The organism is Kribbella jejuensis, from assembly GCF_006715085.1.
GTDB classification, from domain to species: Bacteria; Actinomycetota; Actinomycetes; order Propionibacteriales; family Kribbellaceae; genus Kribbella; species Kribbella jejuensis.
The window spans coordinates 88,633-104,900 of sequence record NZ_VFMM01000004.1; the positions used below are offsets into that span (position 1 = coordinate 88,633).

Here is a 16,268-nt window from a genome sequence, read left to right on the forward strand (position 1 = left end):
CGGAGGTCCGGCGCTGGGGTCGGTTGCCCGATTCCCGTCCCAGACCGCGAACCGTGCGGCTTCGGCGTAGGTCGCAGTGTTCCCGCGCCACCGGCTCGTCCGTTCGCCCGTCTCGAGAGCGCCGGACACCGCACGTTGCCCGGCCTCGAACAGGGCGGAGATGGACTGAGCGGAGTCGGGCTCACTCGAGGTCGGCTGGGCCGGCGCCAGTGCGGTCCGATCGGCGTGAGGTCCCGCACTTGGGCCTGCGAGAGGGCGAGTTGTCTCAGATCGCGCAGGCTCAAGACCAGCTGATTCGTTGCAGGGAGCGGTTACTGGGGTTGTCTTTCGCGCAGAGCTGTACGCCGCACCACTATCACCCCACGGATCACCGTGCGGTGACTCCGAGCGCGCAGACCCCAATGCCGAACGCGCCGTCGCGCTCGTCGACGCTCCGGGGCATCCGGCGCTGGTCAGCACCCCGGGTGTGCTGGGTGGTCTGAGTGTGCTGCCGCTCGCTGTTCTCGGGTGGGTCAGGGGTGGGGGGTCGGCCCAGGTGGGGCGGGCTACTTGGGGGTGACCGTTGGTGAATGTGATGGTCCAGCGGTCGTTGTGTACGTCTACGTGGTGGCGGCGGCAGAGTAGAGGCTGTCGCACGAATCGCGCGCCTGCGGGGTCTGGCTGGGGTTTCGCGGGAGTATTTGGTGTGGCTGTGAATGTGCGTTGTGGCGACGTGGATCAGTTGATGTTGATGCCGCCTTCGGTGCGGGAGTGGCTGCCTGGGGATCATCTGGCGTTCTTCGTGCTGGACACGGTGGCCGAGCTGGATCTGGCGGAGTTCTTCGCGGCGTATCGGGCTGACGGGCGGGGTGGTTCGGTCTACGACCCGGCGATGATGCTTGCTGTGTTGCTGTACGCGTATTGCACTGGTGAGCGGTCTTCGCGCCGGGTCGAGCGGCGTCTGGTCGAGGACGTCGCCTATCGGGTGGTGGCGGCGAACCAGCAGCCCGATCACGCGACGATCGCGCGGTTTCGGGCGCGTCATCAAGAAGCGATTGCCGGGTTGTTCGGGCAGGTCCTTGGTTTGTGTGTGAAGGCCGGTCTGGTTGATGCCGGCGTGGTCGCGATCGACGGCACCAAGATCGCCGCGAATGCATCGTTTTTCGCCAACCGCGAAGGCAAAGCCCTGGCCAAGGAACTCACTGCGATGGCCGAGCACAGCCAGGCCGGCCAGATGGATCCTGGCGATCTGGTCGATGCGGCGCGTGAGGTCGCCAAGGCGGTCTTGGCCGAGGCTGCCGCGGTCGATGAGGCCGAGGACGCTGAGCATGGCGATGCCCGCGGCGACGAGCTTCCCGTCGAGTGGGCGGGAGGCCGGGATCGTCGGGCCCGGATCCGTGCCGCGCTCGATGAGCTGGAGTCGCAGAAGTCGCGCGACTACGAGTCCCGGATGGCTGAGCGCGCGAAGAAGGAGGCCGGGCTGGGACGAAAGCTGACCGGCCCCAAACCCAAGGAAGACGCCGCTCGGCGCTCGAAGCCGCGGCGGGCCAACACCACCGATCCGCACTCGCGGATCATTGCTCAGGCGTCGAAGGGTGTCATGCAGGGCTACAACGCCCAAACAGCTGCCACGACTGCTCAGATCGTGGTCGCGGCCGAGGTCACCGCAACCACCAACGATCAACCCCACTTCGTGCCGATGGCCACCGCGGTGAGCGAGAACCTGACCGACGCCGGACACAACGACGGGGTCGGGGCGTTCGTGGCCGATGCCGGTTACTGGACGGCTGCGAACGGCACCACCGGTGTTGGTGCCGAGGTGCTCATCGCGACGAAGAAACCCTCATGGCGCAAGGCAGACAAGCCCGACGACGACAAGCTCGCGGTCCTGGCCAAGGTCAACCGTGGCGAGTTGTCACAACGCAAGGCCGGCGAGATCCTCGGTGTCTCCTACACCTGGGTGCGGGACATGACCAAGCGGTACTTCGGAAACGACGGGCAACGCATCACCCGAAGCGCCGAACCCGAACCCGCCGAATGGATCCCGGTCATCGAACAAGTCGCCCGCGGGGAGATGTCCAAACGCGCCGCCCGCGACGAGCTCACCGTCTCCGACACCCGCATCAACGCAATGCTTGCCCACGTCCGCGGCGAAGCCACCGATCCAACGGTCGCCCGCAAAACGATGGACACCAAACTCGCCGACCCCGGCAACGCCGAACTCTACAAGCAACGGGCCTCGAGCATCGAACCCGTGTTCGGCAACATCAAGCACAACCTCCGATTCCGGCGCTTCGCCCGCCGCAGCCTTCCGGCCGTGCACAGCGAATGGCGCCTCATCTGCACCGTCCACAACCTCCTCAAACTCCAACAAGCCACCCCCGCCTGACCGGCAGGGGCAGCACCCCCGGACCGCCGAACACACGACCAACCCCCGGCCCCGAGGATTCGCGCGACAGCCTCAGTAGGGCGAGGTTGGTGATTGCTGTGGTGCCGCCGTCGAGCCAGTGGATCAGGTGGTGGGCGTCGCACATGATCGGTGGGGCGCCGCAGACTATGCAGCCGCGGTCGCGGGCGTTCAGGGCTCGGCGGATGGGTCTGGTGACCAGGCGTTCGCAGCGGCCGACGTCCAGTGGTTCGGAGTTGGAGCCTAGGACGATCGGGATGATGCCGGCGTCGCAGGCCAGTCGCCGGATGGCGGCCGCGGACAGGCCGTTGCTGTAGACGGTCTGGCCGATCGCGTCCGCGGTGGCGGTTTTCAGGTCGTCGAGGTCGATGGTGACGGTGATGTTCGCCTTCGCACCGTACCCGGGTACACACTCTCCCCGGCGAGACGCCTGTGGATCCGCCGCATTCGCCCAGCCGTCGGCCGTGGGAGCGGCCATCGCATCATCTGTCGGCGGAGGAGTTGCCGCTGTGTTGGTGTCCCACGCGGCGGCGGCGACGCTCAGGGCGGTGGAGAGGGCGTCTGCTTGGCGTTTGTCGCGGGAGCGGGGGTCTTGTTCGCCGTCGGGGGTCTTGTGGGGGCGCGCGCCGGCGTGGACTATAGCGCGGAGGAGTTCGGCGTTCTCGTTGGCCAGGAAGCCCTTGAACTTCACGCCTCGGTCGGCTGCGGTCAGTGTCAGGGATTCGCGGGCGGCGGCTATTTGCTCTTCGGGCTCGGGGCCGTCGGAGTCCAGTAGGTCGCAGACTTCCCGGGCCGCGGAGCGCAGTTCGGCCGGCGACATGTGCAGCGCCAGTCCGACGAACTGCTCCTCGACGACGTCCAGGTGCTCGACCGGTACGCGCGAACGGACCCGCTCCAGCTCGGAGACGATCGCCGCCGCCTGCGCGGTGCGCATCGGGCGAACTCCTTGGCGGGCTGTCCCGTCCGCGTCGTTGTCGTCGGGTTCGGGGAGTTCGATGCCGTCGGCGAGTGCGGTGGCGACAGCGGTGTACTTGGGCAGAGCCTTCGCGAGGCGGACGTCGCGCCAGACCTCGGCGCGGTCGCGGCGGTAGCGCTTGGAGACCAGCTCGACGGCGTCGCGGGCACCGACCTCCTGGGCGTAGCCCGTGTCCTCGATCCGGGCGATCAGCTGCAGCCGGATTTCCTCGAGCCCGTTGATCCCGGCGTCAACCAGGTCGAACACAGGCATCAGCTCGGCATCGCTCAGCGACACCACCGATCGCCCATCCAGAACGCCGAGAACATCCATGCCGACAACGATACCTAGACCTTCGGACAGTTTTCAAAGCTGGATCCCCTTATTTTCAAGGGAATTTGGCTCGTCTGCTTATCCACAGATTTGAGACGATCTGCTGCGGCTTGTGGATATTGCCAAAGGCAACCATGTCGCATTGGTGCCTGATCAATGCAGTGGTGGTGATCGCTACATGAGCATGCGCAAAGCACGGCGAGCAGGCACTGCGGGACAGCACGCCGGGCAGGCACGATGAAACAGCACGGCGGGTACGGCGGCGGGGGCACGGTGGGGACGGGACGCGGGTGGTGGGGACGGCACACCGGGTGGCAACGGCACGACGAGGACGAGGTCGATGGACGGCACGGCCGGGGAGGGCACGCCGGATGGGGGACGTACGCCGGGCGGGCACGGGACGGCGGGACGTCGCCGCGGGGGCCGCACGGGGAGGACAAGACCGCGGACGGCGCCGCGGGGTGGCACGGTGGTGGCGGCGGGACGGACAGCCACGGTGAGACAGCACTGCGGGAACGGGAGGGCACGCCGGATGGGGGACGTACGCCGGGCGGGCACGGGACGGCGGGACGTCGCCGCGGGGCCGCACGGGGAGGACAAGACCGCGGACGGCGCCGCGGAGTGGCACGGTGGTGGCGACGGGACGGACAGCCACGGTGAAACAGCACTGCGGGAACGGGAGGGCACGCCGGATGGGGGACGTACGCCGGGCGGGCACGGGACGGCGGGACGTCGCCGCGGGGGCCGCACGGGGAGGACAAGACCGCGGACGGCGCCGCGGAGTGGCACGGTGGTGGCGACGGGACGGACAGCCACGGTGAAACAGCACTGCGGGAACGGGAGGGCACGCCGGATGGGGGACGTACGCCGGGCGGGCACGGGACGGCGGGACGTCGCCGCGGGGCCGCACGGAGAGGACAAGACCGCGGACGGCGCCGCGGAGTGGCACGGTGGTGGCGGCGGGACGGGCAGGCACGGTGAAACAGCACTGCGGGAACGGGAGGGCGGGGCAGGCGCGCCCGCAGGTACGGCAACGGCGGCACGGCGGTGGCGGCACGGCGGTGGCGGCACGGGATGGCAACGGCACGGCGGGTGGAGACCTACGCCGGGCGAGCACGGCGGTGGGGGCGGTGCGGGGATGGCGCGCCGGGGACAGCCGGATGATGCAGCGGGCACGGGGAGAACGGGGCCGTGGTGGCGGTTGCGGGGACGGCGGCAGCGGGGGCACGGCAGCGGGGGCACGGCGGTGACGGGCCCGGGATGGCGGCGACGGCATGGCGGGTGGGGACGTACGCCGGGGCGTGGTGGGGTGGGGGGAAGGCAGGGGCGGCACGGTGGGGTTGTTGGTTAGTCGTAGGTGGCTTGGGCTTGCCAGGTGTTGTGGTGGAGGGTGAAGAGCCAGGCGCGGGTGTCGGCGGTCTGGAACTGGAAGCGGGCCTGGCGGGACGCGGTGACGGGGTCCCACCAGCGTTCGGTGGTCGGCCAGGGGCCGGCCCAGGAGCTGATCGGGTACAGCTTGTTGCTGTCGGCAACTTGTACGCCGGCGCCGTGGGCCGGTTGCAGGGCGAACGCGCTGGGTGCGCCGGACAGCTCGCCGCGGGCGGTGACCGAGACCAGGGTGCCGTCGGCGGCGTATACCTTCGCCGGGATCGGCTCCGGGAAGATCGTGGTCGGCGCCAGCGCCGGCCAGCGCTTCGGATCGGGGCCGGTGACCGCTCCCGGCCACGGCTGGTCCGTTGGCCGGGCCGGTACCGGCGGGTCGCCCCACGGGATCAGCGTCTGCCGCTCCGCGAACCCCCGCCCGCCGCCGATCACCACCGACCTGACCGCGCCGTGCCCGAGCATGCTCTGCACCCGCGACAGCGCTCGGTGGATCCGCTCGTCCGGGCCGCCGCCCCACAATCCGTCGGCGTGCGCCCCGACCGGATCCGCCTGCTCGGGGATCAGCCGGATCCGGACCACCGGTGAGGTCAGCTCGCTGGTCGCCGTACCGCTGCCCTGCAGTTGCCAGCGCACCCGGTCCACCACGTCCGCCGCGGTGAACCAGCGCGGGTGCAGCCACTCCCGCTCGTGCACCCGCCCGGACTCGGTGCCGACCTCGACTCGCAGCGTCGTACACACCAGGCCGAGCTCGGTCAGCCGGACGATCAGCTCGTCGGCGATCGACCGGACCGCGAACGCGACCTGGTCGACACGGTCCACCGACGGCTCGAAGTCGAGCGTCCGGGTCAGCTCCGGCGGGATCTCCCGGCCGGTCACCGGGCGGTCGTCGCGGCCGCGGGCCAGCCGGTGCGCGAACGCGCCGTCCGGACCGAACCGGGTCAGCACCTCGGTCGCCGGCAGCTCGGCGAACGCGCCGAGGGTCCGCAACCCCAGCCGGCGCAACAGGTCCGTGAGCGTCGGCTGCTCGAGAAGGTCGATCGACAGCGGCGCGAGGAACTCCGGTGAACCGTCCGGCGGCACCACGTGCACCCGGGTCCGCGCGGAACTCACCCGGGCCGCCTGCTCCGCGGCGAACGGGCCGTCCGCGATCCCGATCCGGCTGCCCTGTACGTCGTACGTCTCCAGGCGGTCGAGGAGCTTCTCCGCGGCCGCCTCCTCGCTGCCGTAGAACCGGGCCGGGCCGCGGGCCTTCAACGCGCACATCCCCGGGCGGATCACCTGCACGCCGGGTGTGATCGCCTCCAGGCACGAGATCACCGGGTCGAACGCCCGCGCGTCGAGCACCGGGTCGTACTTCAGCACCACCAGCTCCGGGCACCGCGACTGCGCGTCCCGGGCGCGCTGCCCACGGCGTACCCCCTCCGCCCGCGCAGCCGCCGAGGTAGCGAGCACCTTCCCCTTCTCCAACACGGCAATCGCCTCGTCCGGAGACCGCCCGGTCACCCCCGCAACCGCCACCACCGGCCAATCCGGCACCCAAACCACCATCGTCCGAACCAACCCCCGCTCACCCATCACCCACCCCCAGCCAACCCATGCCGCAAACCACCACCGCCCGCGTCGGCCCTTGCGTGTCCATCAGCCCACCGCGCCGACCTGCTCGTCCCACTCGTCCAAGAGCGTCGGCTCCGCCCGCCGTGCCAGGCGGGCTTCCGCCCAGCCGTCCACAGCAGCCGTCGCCGGGCCGTCGACCGCGGGGGCCTCCGCCGCCGGATCCGCGGTGCGGATCTCGCCGTCTGCCGCCGGGAGCCAGAGCTCGTGCTTCCGAGCGCGTACGGCGGCGCGCCGCCCGGACACGGCGACCGTCGCCCGGCGTGCGGTGAGCAGCCCCTCGCCGTCGCCCAGACCACTCCACACGCTGCTCTCGATCTCGAAGCGGGCCTCGCTCCCCGGCCAGGACCCGTACGCGATCAGCATCGCGCCGCGGGTCCGGAGCCGGGCCGCGAGCCGGGACGCCTCCCCCGGTGTCACCTCACCGGGCGGTCGCACCACCACCACGGTCAGCGCGTCCACCAGCGCGGCGACGACACTGAGCCACTCGCGCCCCGGATCCGGCACCAGCACCAACCGCTCCAGGTCCACCCCGAGCCCGCGCGCCGCCTCGGCCCCGAACGACGGCACCCCGACGACCCCACACCAGGCCCCGTCCGCGGACGGCCCCGCCATCAACGCCATCACCAGCGCCGCACTTCCACGCACCGAGTACGCCGAGCCACCCCGCAGCCCCGCCCCGGCCAGCAATTCCCGCACCGCCGGGTGCGTCGGCAACTCCCGCTCCACGCCCGCCGTGTCCAACGCCTGCTGCACCCGCGCAACCGCAGGCGCCCGGCTGCCGACCGACGCCAGCCGCACCTCCTTCGACTCCTCGGCGGCGGCTTTTCGGGCTTTGGCCTGGGCCAGGAGCAGGCGGGCTTGGTCGAGTGGTGTCACTCGACTCTCGGTCGCCTTGCTCCCCGTCATGGTTCCATGTTCGAACACCTGTTCGAACAAGTCAATCCGGCTCCTGGCTGGTTAGAGTCGGGGGTGTGCGACGCGTCGATCACCCTCGGTTCATCACCGCCGTGCAGCAGGTCGAGGACAGTATCGATGCCGCCTGGGACAGTTTCCGCGCCGCCTCCGGAGTACCCCAGGAACAGGCCCACGAGCTGGCGGAGATCGTCGTGCAGGACACCTCCGAGTTCGACTGGCGGGTCGTGGACGGCGCGCTGAAGCAGCTCAGCTGTCCGGAATGCGGCGTCCAGCTCGGCGCGGGCGTCCTCGGTTGTCCGAGCTGCGACCGCGCGAACGGGTACCGCTTCGCGGCGCGGGAGACCGATCGGCCCGGCGTACCGCCGGGGAACGAGCACGCGATCCGGGTGTCCTCGGCGGTCGCCCGTACGCGTCACCGGTACACCCCGCGCGCCCGCGCCGGCTACGAGCTGCTCCTCCCCGACCTTCTCGACGGGGCGCTTCCCACGACCGCACAGGCTCAGCGCGCCAAGCACCTGATCAACCAGCTCGGCGACGAGGAGCTGGAGCACCTCATCGTCGCGCCGGACATAGGGTGAAGGCATGCCAAGGACAATCGCCACCAACACGAAGGTCGAGCTGGACGGGCTGCTGGAGTTCGTGCGGCCGCGCCACCACATGCTGCTGATGACGACGCGAGCGGATGGATCGGTCCAGGCGTCGCCGGTCTCGGGCGGAGTGGACACCGAAGGACGGATCGTCATCTCCTCGTACCCGGAACGCGCGAAGAGTACGAACGTGAAGCGGGCCGGCAGGGCCAGTGTGCTCGTGCTGTCGGACGACTGGAACGGCGCCTGGGTCCAGGTGGACGGCCGCGGTGAAGTGATCGAGCTGCCGGACGCGGTGGAGCCGCTGGTCGACTACTACCGGGCGATCTCCGGCGAGCACCCGGACTGGGACGAGTACCGCGAGGCGATGGTGAAGCAGGGCAAGTGCCTGATCCGCATCACCCCGGACCGCTGGAGCCCGATCGCCACCGGCGGATTCCCCGCACGCCTGGCTGATTGACCTGATCGATGCGTACTGCCCTGGTCGTCCACGCGCACCCCGACGACGAGGTGTTCGCCACCGGCGCGGCCACCTCGGTGCTGAGCGACCAGGGCTGGCACGTCGTACTGCGTGTTGCTACCGCCGGTTTGCACGGGGCGTCCGACCACCTGTCGACCTCCTGCGCACTACTGGGTATCGCTGAATGGGACTGGCTCGGCGCACCGGACCAGTGGATCGACGACGGCGGCCGCAACAGCTCGCGCACGCTGGCGGCCACCCCCGCGGAACAGGTGACGGCAGCAGTTGAGGCTGCGGCCGAGGAGCTCCAGCCCGAGCTCATCCTCACCGTGGGCAGCGACGGCCTGACAGGTCACCCGGACCACATCGCCATCGCTCAAGCAGTCCAGCGCGTCCCGTACCGAGCACTGGGGGCTCGCCTGAGAGCACAGGACGTGCGGGCAGGCCAGCAGCTCCTACCAGGTCGGCAACTCGGTTCAGGCCGCGTCAAAGGCTGTGACGTACCGCTGGAAGAAATCGGTGGAGACTGCGAGCAGCAAAGGAGGCAGGCACTGGACGCGTACTACGACGGTCTCGGCAGCAAACCGTTGGCAGAGCTCATCAAGACCCATAGGCCGACCAGTGACGGTCTGCTGTTGCGGGCGGTGTTCGACGCGACCGGCTGGGAGCAGGACCGCTTCGAAGAGCTCACTTCTTGGCGGAGCGGCGTTCCATCGTTTCGGTGATGCGTTGCATGGCTCCTTCGAGGTGCTCGCGGAGGGCGGCCTCGGCGCGTTCCTCGTCGTGGGCCAGGCAGGCGTCGAGGATGGCCTGGTGCTCCCGGCGGGTCTGCTCGATCCGGGCCTTGGTCTGCCGGGAGCCGAACCGGTAGCGCTCGCTGTTCTGCCAGACGGGCTCGATCGCGCGCGGCAGCCAGCGCGAACCGCCGGCCCGGTAGATCGAGAAGTGGAACTCGGTGTGCGCCTGCCGGGAGGCGATGTTGTCGCCGAGCTTCGACAGCCGGACGTGTTCGGCCAGCGCCTTCCGGGCGGCGGTCGCGTCCGCGTCGGTGAACCGGGTCGCGGCCGCCCGGACCGCCAGCGACTCCAGCGCCAGCCGGGTCTCGTGGGTGTCGCGCAGGTCCTCCATCGACAGCTCCCGCACCCAGGCCCCCTTGTGCGGAACGATCTCGACCAGCCCGAGTGCCGCCATCCGGCGCAGCCCTTCGCGGATCGGCATCTGGCTCATGTCCAGGCGCTTGGCGAGCTCCTCCAGCCGGAGCGCAGTACCGCTGGGAAGCTCACCGGACAGGATGAGCTCGTGCAGCTCGGCGGCGGCTTCCTCGGCGAGCGTACGACGGCCGGTCGGCCCCCCAGGCGTGAGCTCGAGTCGTCGGATCATCAGTAGCGGACTGCCTCTCTCCATATTCAGCTCTGGAGGTACCGTAGCCGCCGCGCGGGTATCTGCGGCTGTTCCGCGAGAGATTGTCCAGCAAACGCAAGTGGTCTAGGCCACCGGGAGGGTGGTCAGGTCGAGCAGGACCCGGCCGGTCTGGCGGTCCAGGACCTCGCCGATCCGGTCCGCGCCGACCAGGTCGTACTCCGCTCGCCACGACGACTGCCACGATGCCGAGGCGATGTCGGCCAGCGCCTGGCCGACCGCATCGGGGGCCAGAGTGGTGCGCTGCAGGTTCACGGGCAGCACGCGCAGATCCCGGCCGATCAACTGGTGCAGGTCGATCGTGGTGAACTCGCCGGCCTTGAAACCGAGTACGGCGATCCGTCCGCCCGGCGAGATGTTCCCGAGTACGCCACCTGTGACCGGACCGCCCATGGTGTCGATGACCGCGTCACACCAAGGCATCTCCCGGCCCACCTGTCCCAGCCCGTCCACATGGACGATCTGGTCGACCAGGGCCGTCGCACTGTCGACGGTGTCGTCCACCCACACCAGCCCGATCACCCTGGAGGCTCCCGCGGCCCGCGCGACCGCAGCACACATCCGTCCGACCAGCCCGGACACACCGGTCACCACGACGGTCTCCCCCTTCAGTACGTCGGCTACTCGACGTACTGCGGTGTGAGCCGTCAACGCGGGCGTGAGCAACGCCAGCGCCGCAGCGGGCTCCAGCGACGACGGCAGTGCGTGTACGGCGGCGTCCGGTACGACGGCGTACCGCCCCCACACGCCCTGCCGGGTCAGTCCAACGCCCGCGCCGCGCACGACAACGGCCGCACCAGGCTCGGCCACGTCCGAGCTCACCACCACGCCGACGCCCTCCGACCCTGGCACGAACGGCGTGCACGGCGGCTCACCGGCCAGCGTCGAACGATCCAGTGGAGTGACCGCGGCCAGCCGCATCTCCACCAACGTCTCACCCGGACCCGCGGTCAGCTCGACCTCTTCGGCCTTCAGCTGTTCACCCGGTCCGTGGCTCCGCAACACAGTCCCCCGTGCATTCACCGCACTACCCCGTTCCCCACGATTTGATATCTGATCACACCCTCGACCAGACGACCACCATGTCTCACTCCGCGGAGACCTCCTTCGCGAGCGGCCGGGTGAGTTCCCCGGCGGTCGCGGACCGCGCAGCGGACACCTTGTCGCTGCCCATCGGGAACGGCCAGTCGCTGCCGGCCAGCACCCGCTCGGCACCGAACGTCGACGTCAGCAGTTCCAGTACGGCGTCGTCGTGCACCAGGTCGTCGACGTAGAACCGGCGCAGCGCCTCGGACACCGGCAGCGACACCGGCTCGATGCCCGGCCGGGCCGTGTCGATCCCACGCTGCCACCGGCCGGCAACGGCCGCCGTCACACCACCCCCATGACACAGACAGAACCGGATCCCCGGAAACCGCCCCGGCACGTCCGCGAAGACGAGCGAAGCCGCCGCCACTCCGGTCTCGTACGGATTCCCCAACAGGTTCGACAGGTAAAACGAATCAAGCCGCCGGTCGTCACTGGCCCCGGGGTGAATCAGCGTGAACGCCCCGGCGGCGTCGAGCACCCGCCACACCGGATCGAGTCCGGCGTAGCTCGGCGTACCGATGGCGAAGCCGCTGAAGACGCCCTCACCGGCGAGCCCGGCAGCAACACCAGGTGCGGCCGGGTCGAGCAGCGGAAGGTGCGCCAGCACGCGGAGTTGCGGTGTGGCAAGCTCCCGGAGCCCCTGGTTCACCAGTTCGGCCCACTCAGGTCCTGCGTCGTACCGGAAGAGGGCGGGCGGCACGGACACCACCGCGCCGTCCAGACCCTGGTCCTCGATCCAGCGGAGCAGTGCGGCCGGGTCGGCGAGCCTGCGCAACGGCAGCCGGTCACTGCCGACGACCAGCGAGCCGCTGTCGACGGACAGCCCGTGCTCACCCCGGTGCGCCGCCGCGAGTACGGTCGGCGGGATCAGGTGGGTGTGAACGTCCCAGCCGCCCATGTCAGCGCGCGTCCTCGTCGTTGTCGTAGAAGTCCGGACGCTCGGGGTAGTGGGGACCGTCGTACACCTCCAGCAGCACAGAGGTCTCCTCCGCCCGAGTCGGCCCGTGTACGACGCCCTTCGGGTTCCAGTAGAAGCTGCCCTTGGTCAGCGTGGTCCCGGTCGGCAGGTACACGTACCGGCCGGACAGGCAGAACATGAACTGGTTCGAGGCGTGCTTGTGCTCCGACGGGATACCGGAGCCCTGCTCGAACCGCACCAGCGCGATCGAAGCCTCGGTCACCGGATCCCGCCACAGCATCTTGTGCGACAGGCCCTCCAGCGACTTCTCGACCCACTCCAGGTCGTCGGTCTGCAGCAGGATCTCCCGCAGCGGTTTGTCGAAACTCATGGCACCTCCCGGCCCGTCACGTGCTTGTACAGGTCCTCCGCGACGCCAGGGCCCATCGGAGCCACTGCGGCGATGTGACCGTCCGGCCGGATCAGTACGACGCTCTCGGGCGGTACGCCGTAGCGGTTGGTGGTGACGCTGCCCGGGTCGAACAGGGCGCGGTCACGCAGACCGGAGTCGTGCGGAGCGTCCCACCGCGACACCGCGTAGTGCTGCAACGCCGGCGAACCGTTCTGCGGGATCTCCGGACGACGGCGTACGTCGGTGAAGTAGAGCGCGACGAACGAGTCCTTGCAGAGGTCGTGGATCGTCGTACGACCGGTGGGACTCTGCAGCACCAGGTCCGGGGCTCTGTCCCCCGCCCGGACCGCAGGCGGCGCAGCGGACGTGGCCACCATCGACCAGTCACCGACGCCTTCGACGTCGAGCCGCACGCTCAACAGCGTCCGGTTGTACGCCGTAGCCCACGGCCCGGTGTTCTCCGTGACAGCGCCGCGCTGGAACGACATGTACTTGCGAGCCGCCTCCGCCATCTCGCCCGAGCCCTCGATCGCCACCGGCCGCTGCTCACGCTCGTACCCGTCCAGGAGCGACGGAGAAGCCCAGCCACGCAGCACCCAGGCGAGCCGCCAGGGCAGGTTGGACGCGTCCAGCGCACCGGTGTTCAGACCGAGCGCCCACATCGGCGTGATCAAGTGCGCCGCATCGCCCATCAGGAAGACCTTGCGATCGCGGGTCCACTCCTCGGCCACCCGGTGATGCACGTTGTACACGACCGAACCGAGCAGCTCGATCCGGTCCACCTCGCCGATGAACTGCTTCACCTTCACCAGCAGGTCCTCGTCGCCCGGCGTGTCCGCTCCCGCCGCCAATGGGAACAGGAACCGCCAGTTGTCCGGCTGCCGGATCAGTACCATCCACTCGGACTTGTCGGCGAAGTACGCCAGGTACGGGTAGTCCCTGGCATTGTCGACGTCCAGGTCGACCACGACATCGATCAGCATGTACCGCTCGGGCAGGGTCTGGCCCACGACCTTGACGCCGAGCGCATCGCGGATCCGGGACCGCCCACCGTCACAGGCCAGCAGGTACGACGCCTCGAGCTCCTGCGGCCCGTCCGGCGTCTCCAGCTGCAGTACGACGCGGTCGTCGCGGACCTCGAACGACGTCATCCGGTGCTGCGTCCGTACCGGCTCGGACAGCGCCGCAGCGAGCAGCGGCTCCATCTTCTGCTGCGGCAGGTTGATCACGAACGGGAACTGCGTGTCGTTGACCAGCTCGGCCAGCTGCACCGACGCCCGGGGCGTGTTGGTGGCCCGGTCGATGTCACCGATCTCGTCGATCCGCAGCGCGGCACCGAGGATGCGGTCGACGGCGCCGTACCGGTTCCAGATCTCCAGCGTCCGGCTGAGCGTCGTACCGGCCTTGGTGTCGGAGGAGAGCGTGGCGTCCTCCTCGAGCAGCACGTACGGGATGCCGTAGTGCTGCAGACCGAGCGCGGTGGTCAGACCGATCGGCCCGGCACCGACTACCGCCACAGGAAGCTGTTCAGTCACAGATCACTCCGTGTAAGTCGTGAGCTTGGCAAAGGCACGTTCCCTGGTCAGCACCGACCCGGTCATCGCAGCGGCGTCCGAGAGCAGGAACAGCAACGGCCCGACCACGTCGTCGGGGTCGCCGATACCAATGGTGTCCTGCCAGTGCTCCCGGTCCGCACCGGCGTTCGCTTCCCGGAACTGCGCGGTGTCGATGACACCTGGCGCGACCACGTTCATCCGGACGCGGTCCGAGGCCACCTCCGCTGCCAACGTCTTCGCGAAGGCCACCAGCGCCGCCTTGCTCGCCGCGTACGCAGCAGCGCCCGGGTACCCGGTCGACGCCATACCGGACGTGAACACCACCACCGAACCGGACTGCCGCTCGACCATGTGCGGTACGACGGCCTGGCACGCCCAGACCACGCCGTCCAGGTTCACCTGCAACGTCCGGGACCACTCGGCTGGATCCAGCTCGAGCACCGACGAGCGCGGCTGCACCGCAGCACCGGCCACCAGCCCGTCGATATGCCCGTACTGCGTCAGCACCTGGGCGACGGCCTCCCCGACTGCCGCGCGGTCCGCGACGTCCACCTGGACATGAGCGACACCCTCGGGCGGTGCAGTGATGTCCAGGACCACCGCCGTACCGCCGGCAGCGTTCACGGCCCTGGCCAGCGCCGCGCCGATGCCCTGCGCACCGCCTGTGATCACCACGACGTCACCGGTCGCGTCGAAGCTCGCCTTCACCGCGTGTCCTTCTGCTTCGACGTCATGGTCTCGGTGATGCGCTGGAACGCGCCGGCCAAGTGACTGCGCAGCGCCTGCTCGGCCGCGTCCGGGTCCCGCGCCACACAAGCGTCCAGGATCGCCTGGTGCTCCTGCCTGCTCCGCTCGATCAGGTACGCGGTCGGGCGGCTGCCGAACCGGTACCGCTCGCTGTTCTGCCAGACCGGCTCGATTGCCCGCGGCAACCACTGCGACCCGCTCGCCCGGTAGATCGCGAAATGGAACTCCGCATGCGCATCACGTGCACCAGCTGAGTCCTCGGCGCGGGAGAGCCGCAGGTGCTCGGCCAACGCGGCCGCTGCCTTGGTCAGGTCGTCTTCGGTGAAACGAGCCGCAGCAGCTCGTACGGCGAGACTCTCCAACGCCAGCCGAGTCTCGTGCGTGTCGCGTAGATCGGCCAACGACAGGTCACGGACCCAGGCGCCGCGGTGCGGGATGATCTCCACCAGCCCGAGCGCCTCCAGGCGGCGCAGGCCTTCACGCACAGGCATCTGGCTCATCTCCAGCCGGCTGGCCAGCTCCACCAGGCGCAAGGGAGTACCGCTCGGGAGCTCACCGGACAGGATCAACTGATGCAGCTCCGCGGCCGCGTGCTCGGCGAGCGTACGGCGGCCGCTCTTGCCACCGCCCGGCAGCAGTTCCAAGGGGCCACTCATGCCCGGCTCACCCTGTTCCGCAGCTCTCCCAGCTTGTCGGAGCGCGTGACGACCACGTCCCCCTCCTGCAGGAACACCTGCGGTTCACGGGCGTTGCCGATGCCGGCCGGTGTACCGGTGAGCAGCAGGTCGCCCGGACGCAGCGTCATGCCGAAGGACAGCTCACTGATCAGTGTGGCCACGTCGAACGCCATCTGCCGGGTGGACGCGTCCTGACGTACCTCGCCGTTCACCAGGCACTGCAGGTGGATGTCCTGTGGGTCGCCGACCTCGTCGGCGGTCACGATCCACGGGCCGAGCGGCATCGTGGCGTCGATGCTCTTGCCCTTCAGCCACTGTCCGCCGTGCGCGCGCTGCAGGTCCCGCTGAGACACGTCGTTGGCGAGCGTGTAACCCCAGACGTGGTCGAGTGCCTCGTCGACTCCGATGTTCTTGCCGGTCCTGCCGATCACCAGCGCGACCTCGGCCTCGTAGTCCCATTTGGCCGAGATCGCCGAGTCCCAGGCGATGTCGTCGTACGGGCCGATCACCACGTCCGGTCCCTTGGTGAAGAACGTCGGGTGCTCGGGGCGGTCCACGTCCTGACCCTCGCGCTTGCCCTTGCTCTCCTCGAAGTGGTCCCAGTAGTTCCACCCGGTACACAGGATGTCCCGGCGGAACCGCCGCAGCGGAGCGCGCAAATCCTCTTGTCGGTAAGGGATCTCGCCGACAACCCCAGGCTGACCGTCGATCACCGCGGTCAAGTCTGTTGCATTGAGCAACAAGACGGTGCCGTCGGAGAGCACGCCGGGAACGACAGCCCCGGCGTGCTCGACCATCACATATCTCATCTCAGGTCCACTCGACGCCGCGCACAAC

General features: G+C 69.6%; 15 protein-coding genes. 4 read left to right on the forward strand and 11 right to left on the reverse strand.

Annotation, left to right across the window (positions count from 1 at the left end):
- Nucleotides 1-685 precede the first annotated feature (685 nt).
- Nucleotides 686-2,368 carry an IS1182 family transposase gene (locus tag FB475_RS33250; protein WP_238332091.1) on the forward strand — a complete coding sequence of 561 codons (1,683 nt, stop codon included), beginning with the start codon at nucleotides 686-688 and terminating at the stop codon, nucleotides 2,366-2,368.
- Here FB475_RS33250 and FB475_RS33255 read toward each other — a convergent pair.
- The 3 genes from FB475_RS33255 to FB475_RS33265 form a co-directional block, all read right to left on the reverse strand.
- Nucleotides 2,340-3,674: an HNH endonuclease signature motif containing protein gene (locus FB475_RS33255; protein ID WP_141861962.1), complete on the reverse strand. Its 1,335-nt coding sequence runs from the start codon at nucleotides 3,672-3,674 to the stop codon at nucleotides 2,340-2,342. The two genes, FB475_RS33250 and FB475_RS33255, sit on opposite strands and share 29 nt — an antisense overlap.
- Nucleotides 3,675-5,021: 1,347 nt before the next feature.
- Nucleotides 5,022-6,593, reverse strand: a complete 1,572-nt coding sequence (locus tag FB475_RS33260; protein ID WP_238332594.1) for a DNA polymerase Y family protein — start codon at nucleotides 6,591-6,593, stop codon at nucleotides 5,022-5,024.
- A gap of 102 nt (nucleotides 6,594-6,695) precedes the next feature.
- Entirely contained in the window at nucleotides 6,696-7,577 is an 882-nt protein-coding gene (locus FB475_RS33265; RefSeq protein WP_238332595.1) for a hypothetical protein, read from the reverse strand.
- A gap of 65 nt (nucleotides 7,578-7,642) precedes the next feature.
- On the opposite strand from FB475_RS33265, the gene FB475_RS33270 reads away from it, so the two are divergent.
- The 3 genes from FB475_RS33270 to FB475_RS33280 are packed head-to-tail and all read left to right on the forward strand — an operon-like array spanning nucleotide 7,643 to nucleotide 9,358.
- Entirely contained in the window at nucleotides 7,643-8,164 is a 522-nt protein-coding gene (locus tag FB475_RS33270; protein WP_185759548.1) for a hypothetical protein, read from the forward strand.
- A 4-nt stretch (nucleotides 8,165-8,168) separates the two neighbouring features.
- Nucleotides 8,169-8,633 (forward strand): PPOX class F420-dependent oxidoreductase, encoded by a 465-nt coding sequence (locus FB475_RS33275; protein ID WP_141861966.1) that lies wholly within the window; start codon nucleotides 8,169-8,171, stop codon nucleotides 8,631-8,633.
- Nucleotides 8,634-8,641: 8 nt separating this feature from the next.
- On the forward strand, nucleotides 8,642-9,358 hold the full coding sequence (locus tag FB475_RS33280; protein WP_141861968.1) for a PIG-L deacetylase family protein: 717 nt from the start codon (nucleotides 8,642-8,644) through the stop codon (nucleotides 9,356-9,358).
- On the opposite strand, the gene FB475_RS33285 is transcribed toward FB475_RS33280, so the two are convergent.
- The 8 genes from FB475_RS33285 to FB475_RS33320 form a co-directional block, all read right to left on the reverse strand.
- Nucleotides 9,321-10,013, reverse strand: coding sequence for a GntR family transcriptional regulator (locus FB475_RS33285; RefSeq protein ID WP_141861970.1), 693 nt, complete (start codon nucleotides 10,011-10,013; stop codon nucleotides 9,321-9,323). The two genes, FB475_RS33280 and FB475_RS33285, sit on opposite strands and share 38 nt — an antisense overlap.
- Nucleotides 10,014-10,118: 105 nt before the next feature.
- Nucleotides 10,119-11,075, reverse strand: a complete 957-nt coding sequence (locus FB475_RS33290) for an alcohol dehydrogenase catalytic domain-containing protein (RefSeq protein WP_238332596.1) — start codon at nucleotides 11,073-11,075, stop codon at nucleotides 10,119-10,121.
- Nucleotides 11,076-11,139: 64 nt separating this feature from the next.
- Complete coding sequence (locus FB475_RS33295) at nucleotides 11,140-12,039, reverse strand: amidohydrolase family protein (RefSeq protein ID WP_141861972.1); 900 nt, start codon at nucleotides 12,037-12,039, stop codon at nucleotides 11,140-11,142.
- 1 nt (nucleotide 12,040) lies between these two features.
- Nucleotides 12,041-12,430: a cupin domain-containing protein gene (locus FB475_RS33300; protein ID WP_141861974.1), complete on the reverse strand. Its 390-nt coding sequence runs from the start codon at nucleotides 12,428-12,430 to the stop codon at nucleotides 12,041-12,043.
- Entirely contained in the window at nucleotides 12,427-13,986 is a 1,560-nt protein-coding gene (locus tag FB475_RS33305) for an FAD-dependent monooxygenase (RefSeq protein ID WP_238332597.1), read from the reverse strand. Before FB475_RS33305 ends, FB475_RS33300 begins: the two co-directional genes overlap by 4 nt.
- A gap of 3 nt (nucleotides 13,987-13,989) precedes the next feature.
- Nucleotides 13,990-14,715 (reverse strand): SDR family NAD(P)-dependent oxidoreductase, encoded by a 726-nt coding sequence (locus tag FB475_RS33310; protein WP_141861976.1) that lies wholly within the window; start codon nucleotides 14,713-14,715, stop codon nucleotides 13,990-13,992.
- Entirely contained in the window at nucleotides 14,712-15,410 is a 699-nt protein-coding gene (locus FB475_RS33315) for a GntR family transcriptional regulator (RefSeq protein ID WP_141861978.1), read from the reverse strand. The genes FB475_RS33310 and FB475_RS33315 overlap by 4 nt, the downstream gene beginning before the upstream one ends.
- Complete coding sequence (locus FB475_RS33320; RefSeq protein ID WP_141861980.1) at nucleotides 15,407-16,240, reverse strand: fumarylacetoacetate hydrolase family protein; 834 nt, start codon at nucleotides 16,238-16,240, stop codon at nucleotides 15,407-15,409. The genes FB475_RS33315 and FB475_RS33320 overlap by 4 nt, the downstream gene beginning before the upstream one ends.
- Between the last annotated feature and the right edge of the window lie 28 nt (nucleotides 16,241-16,268).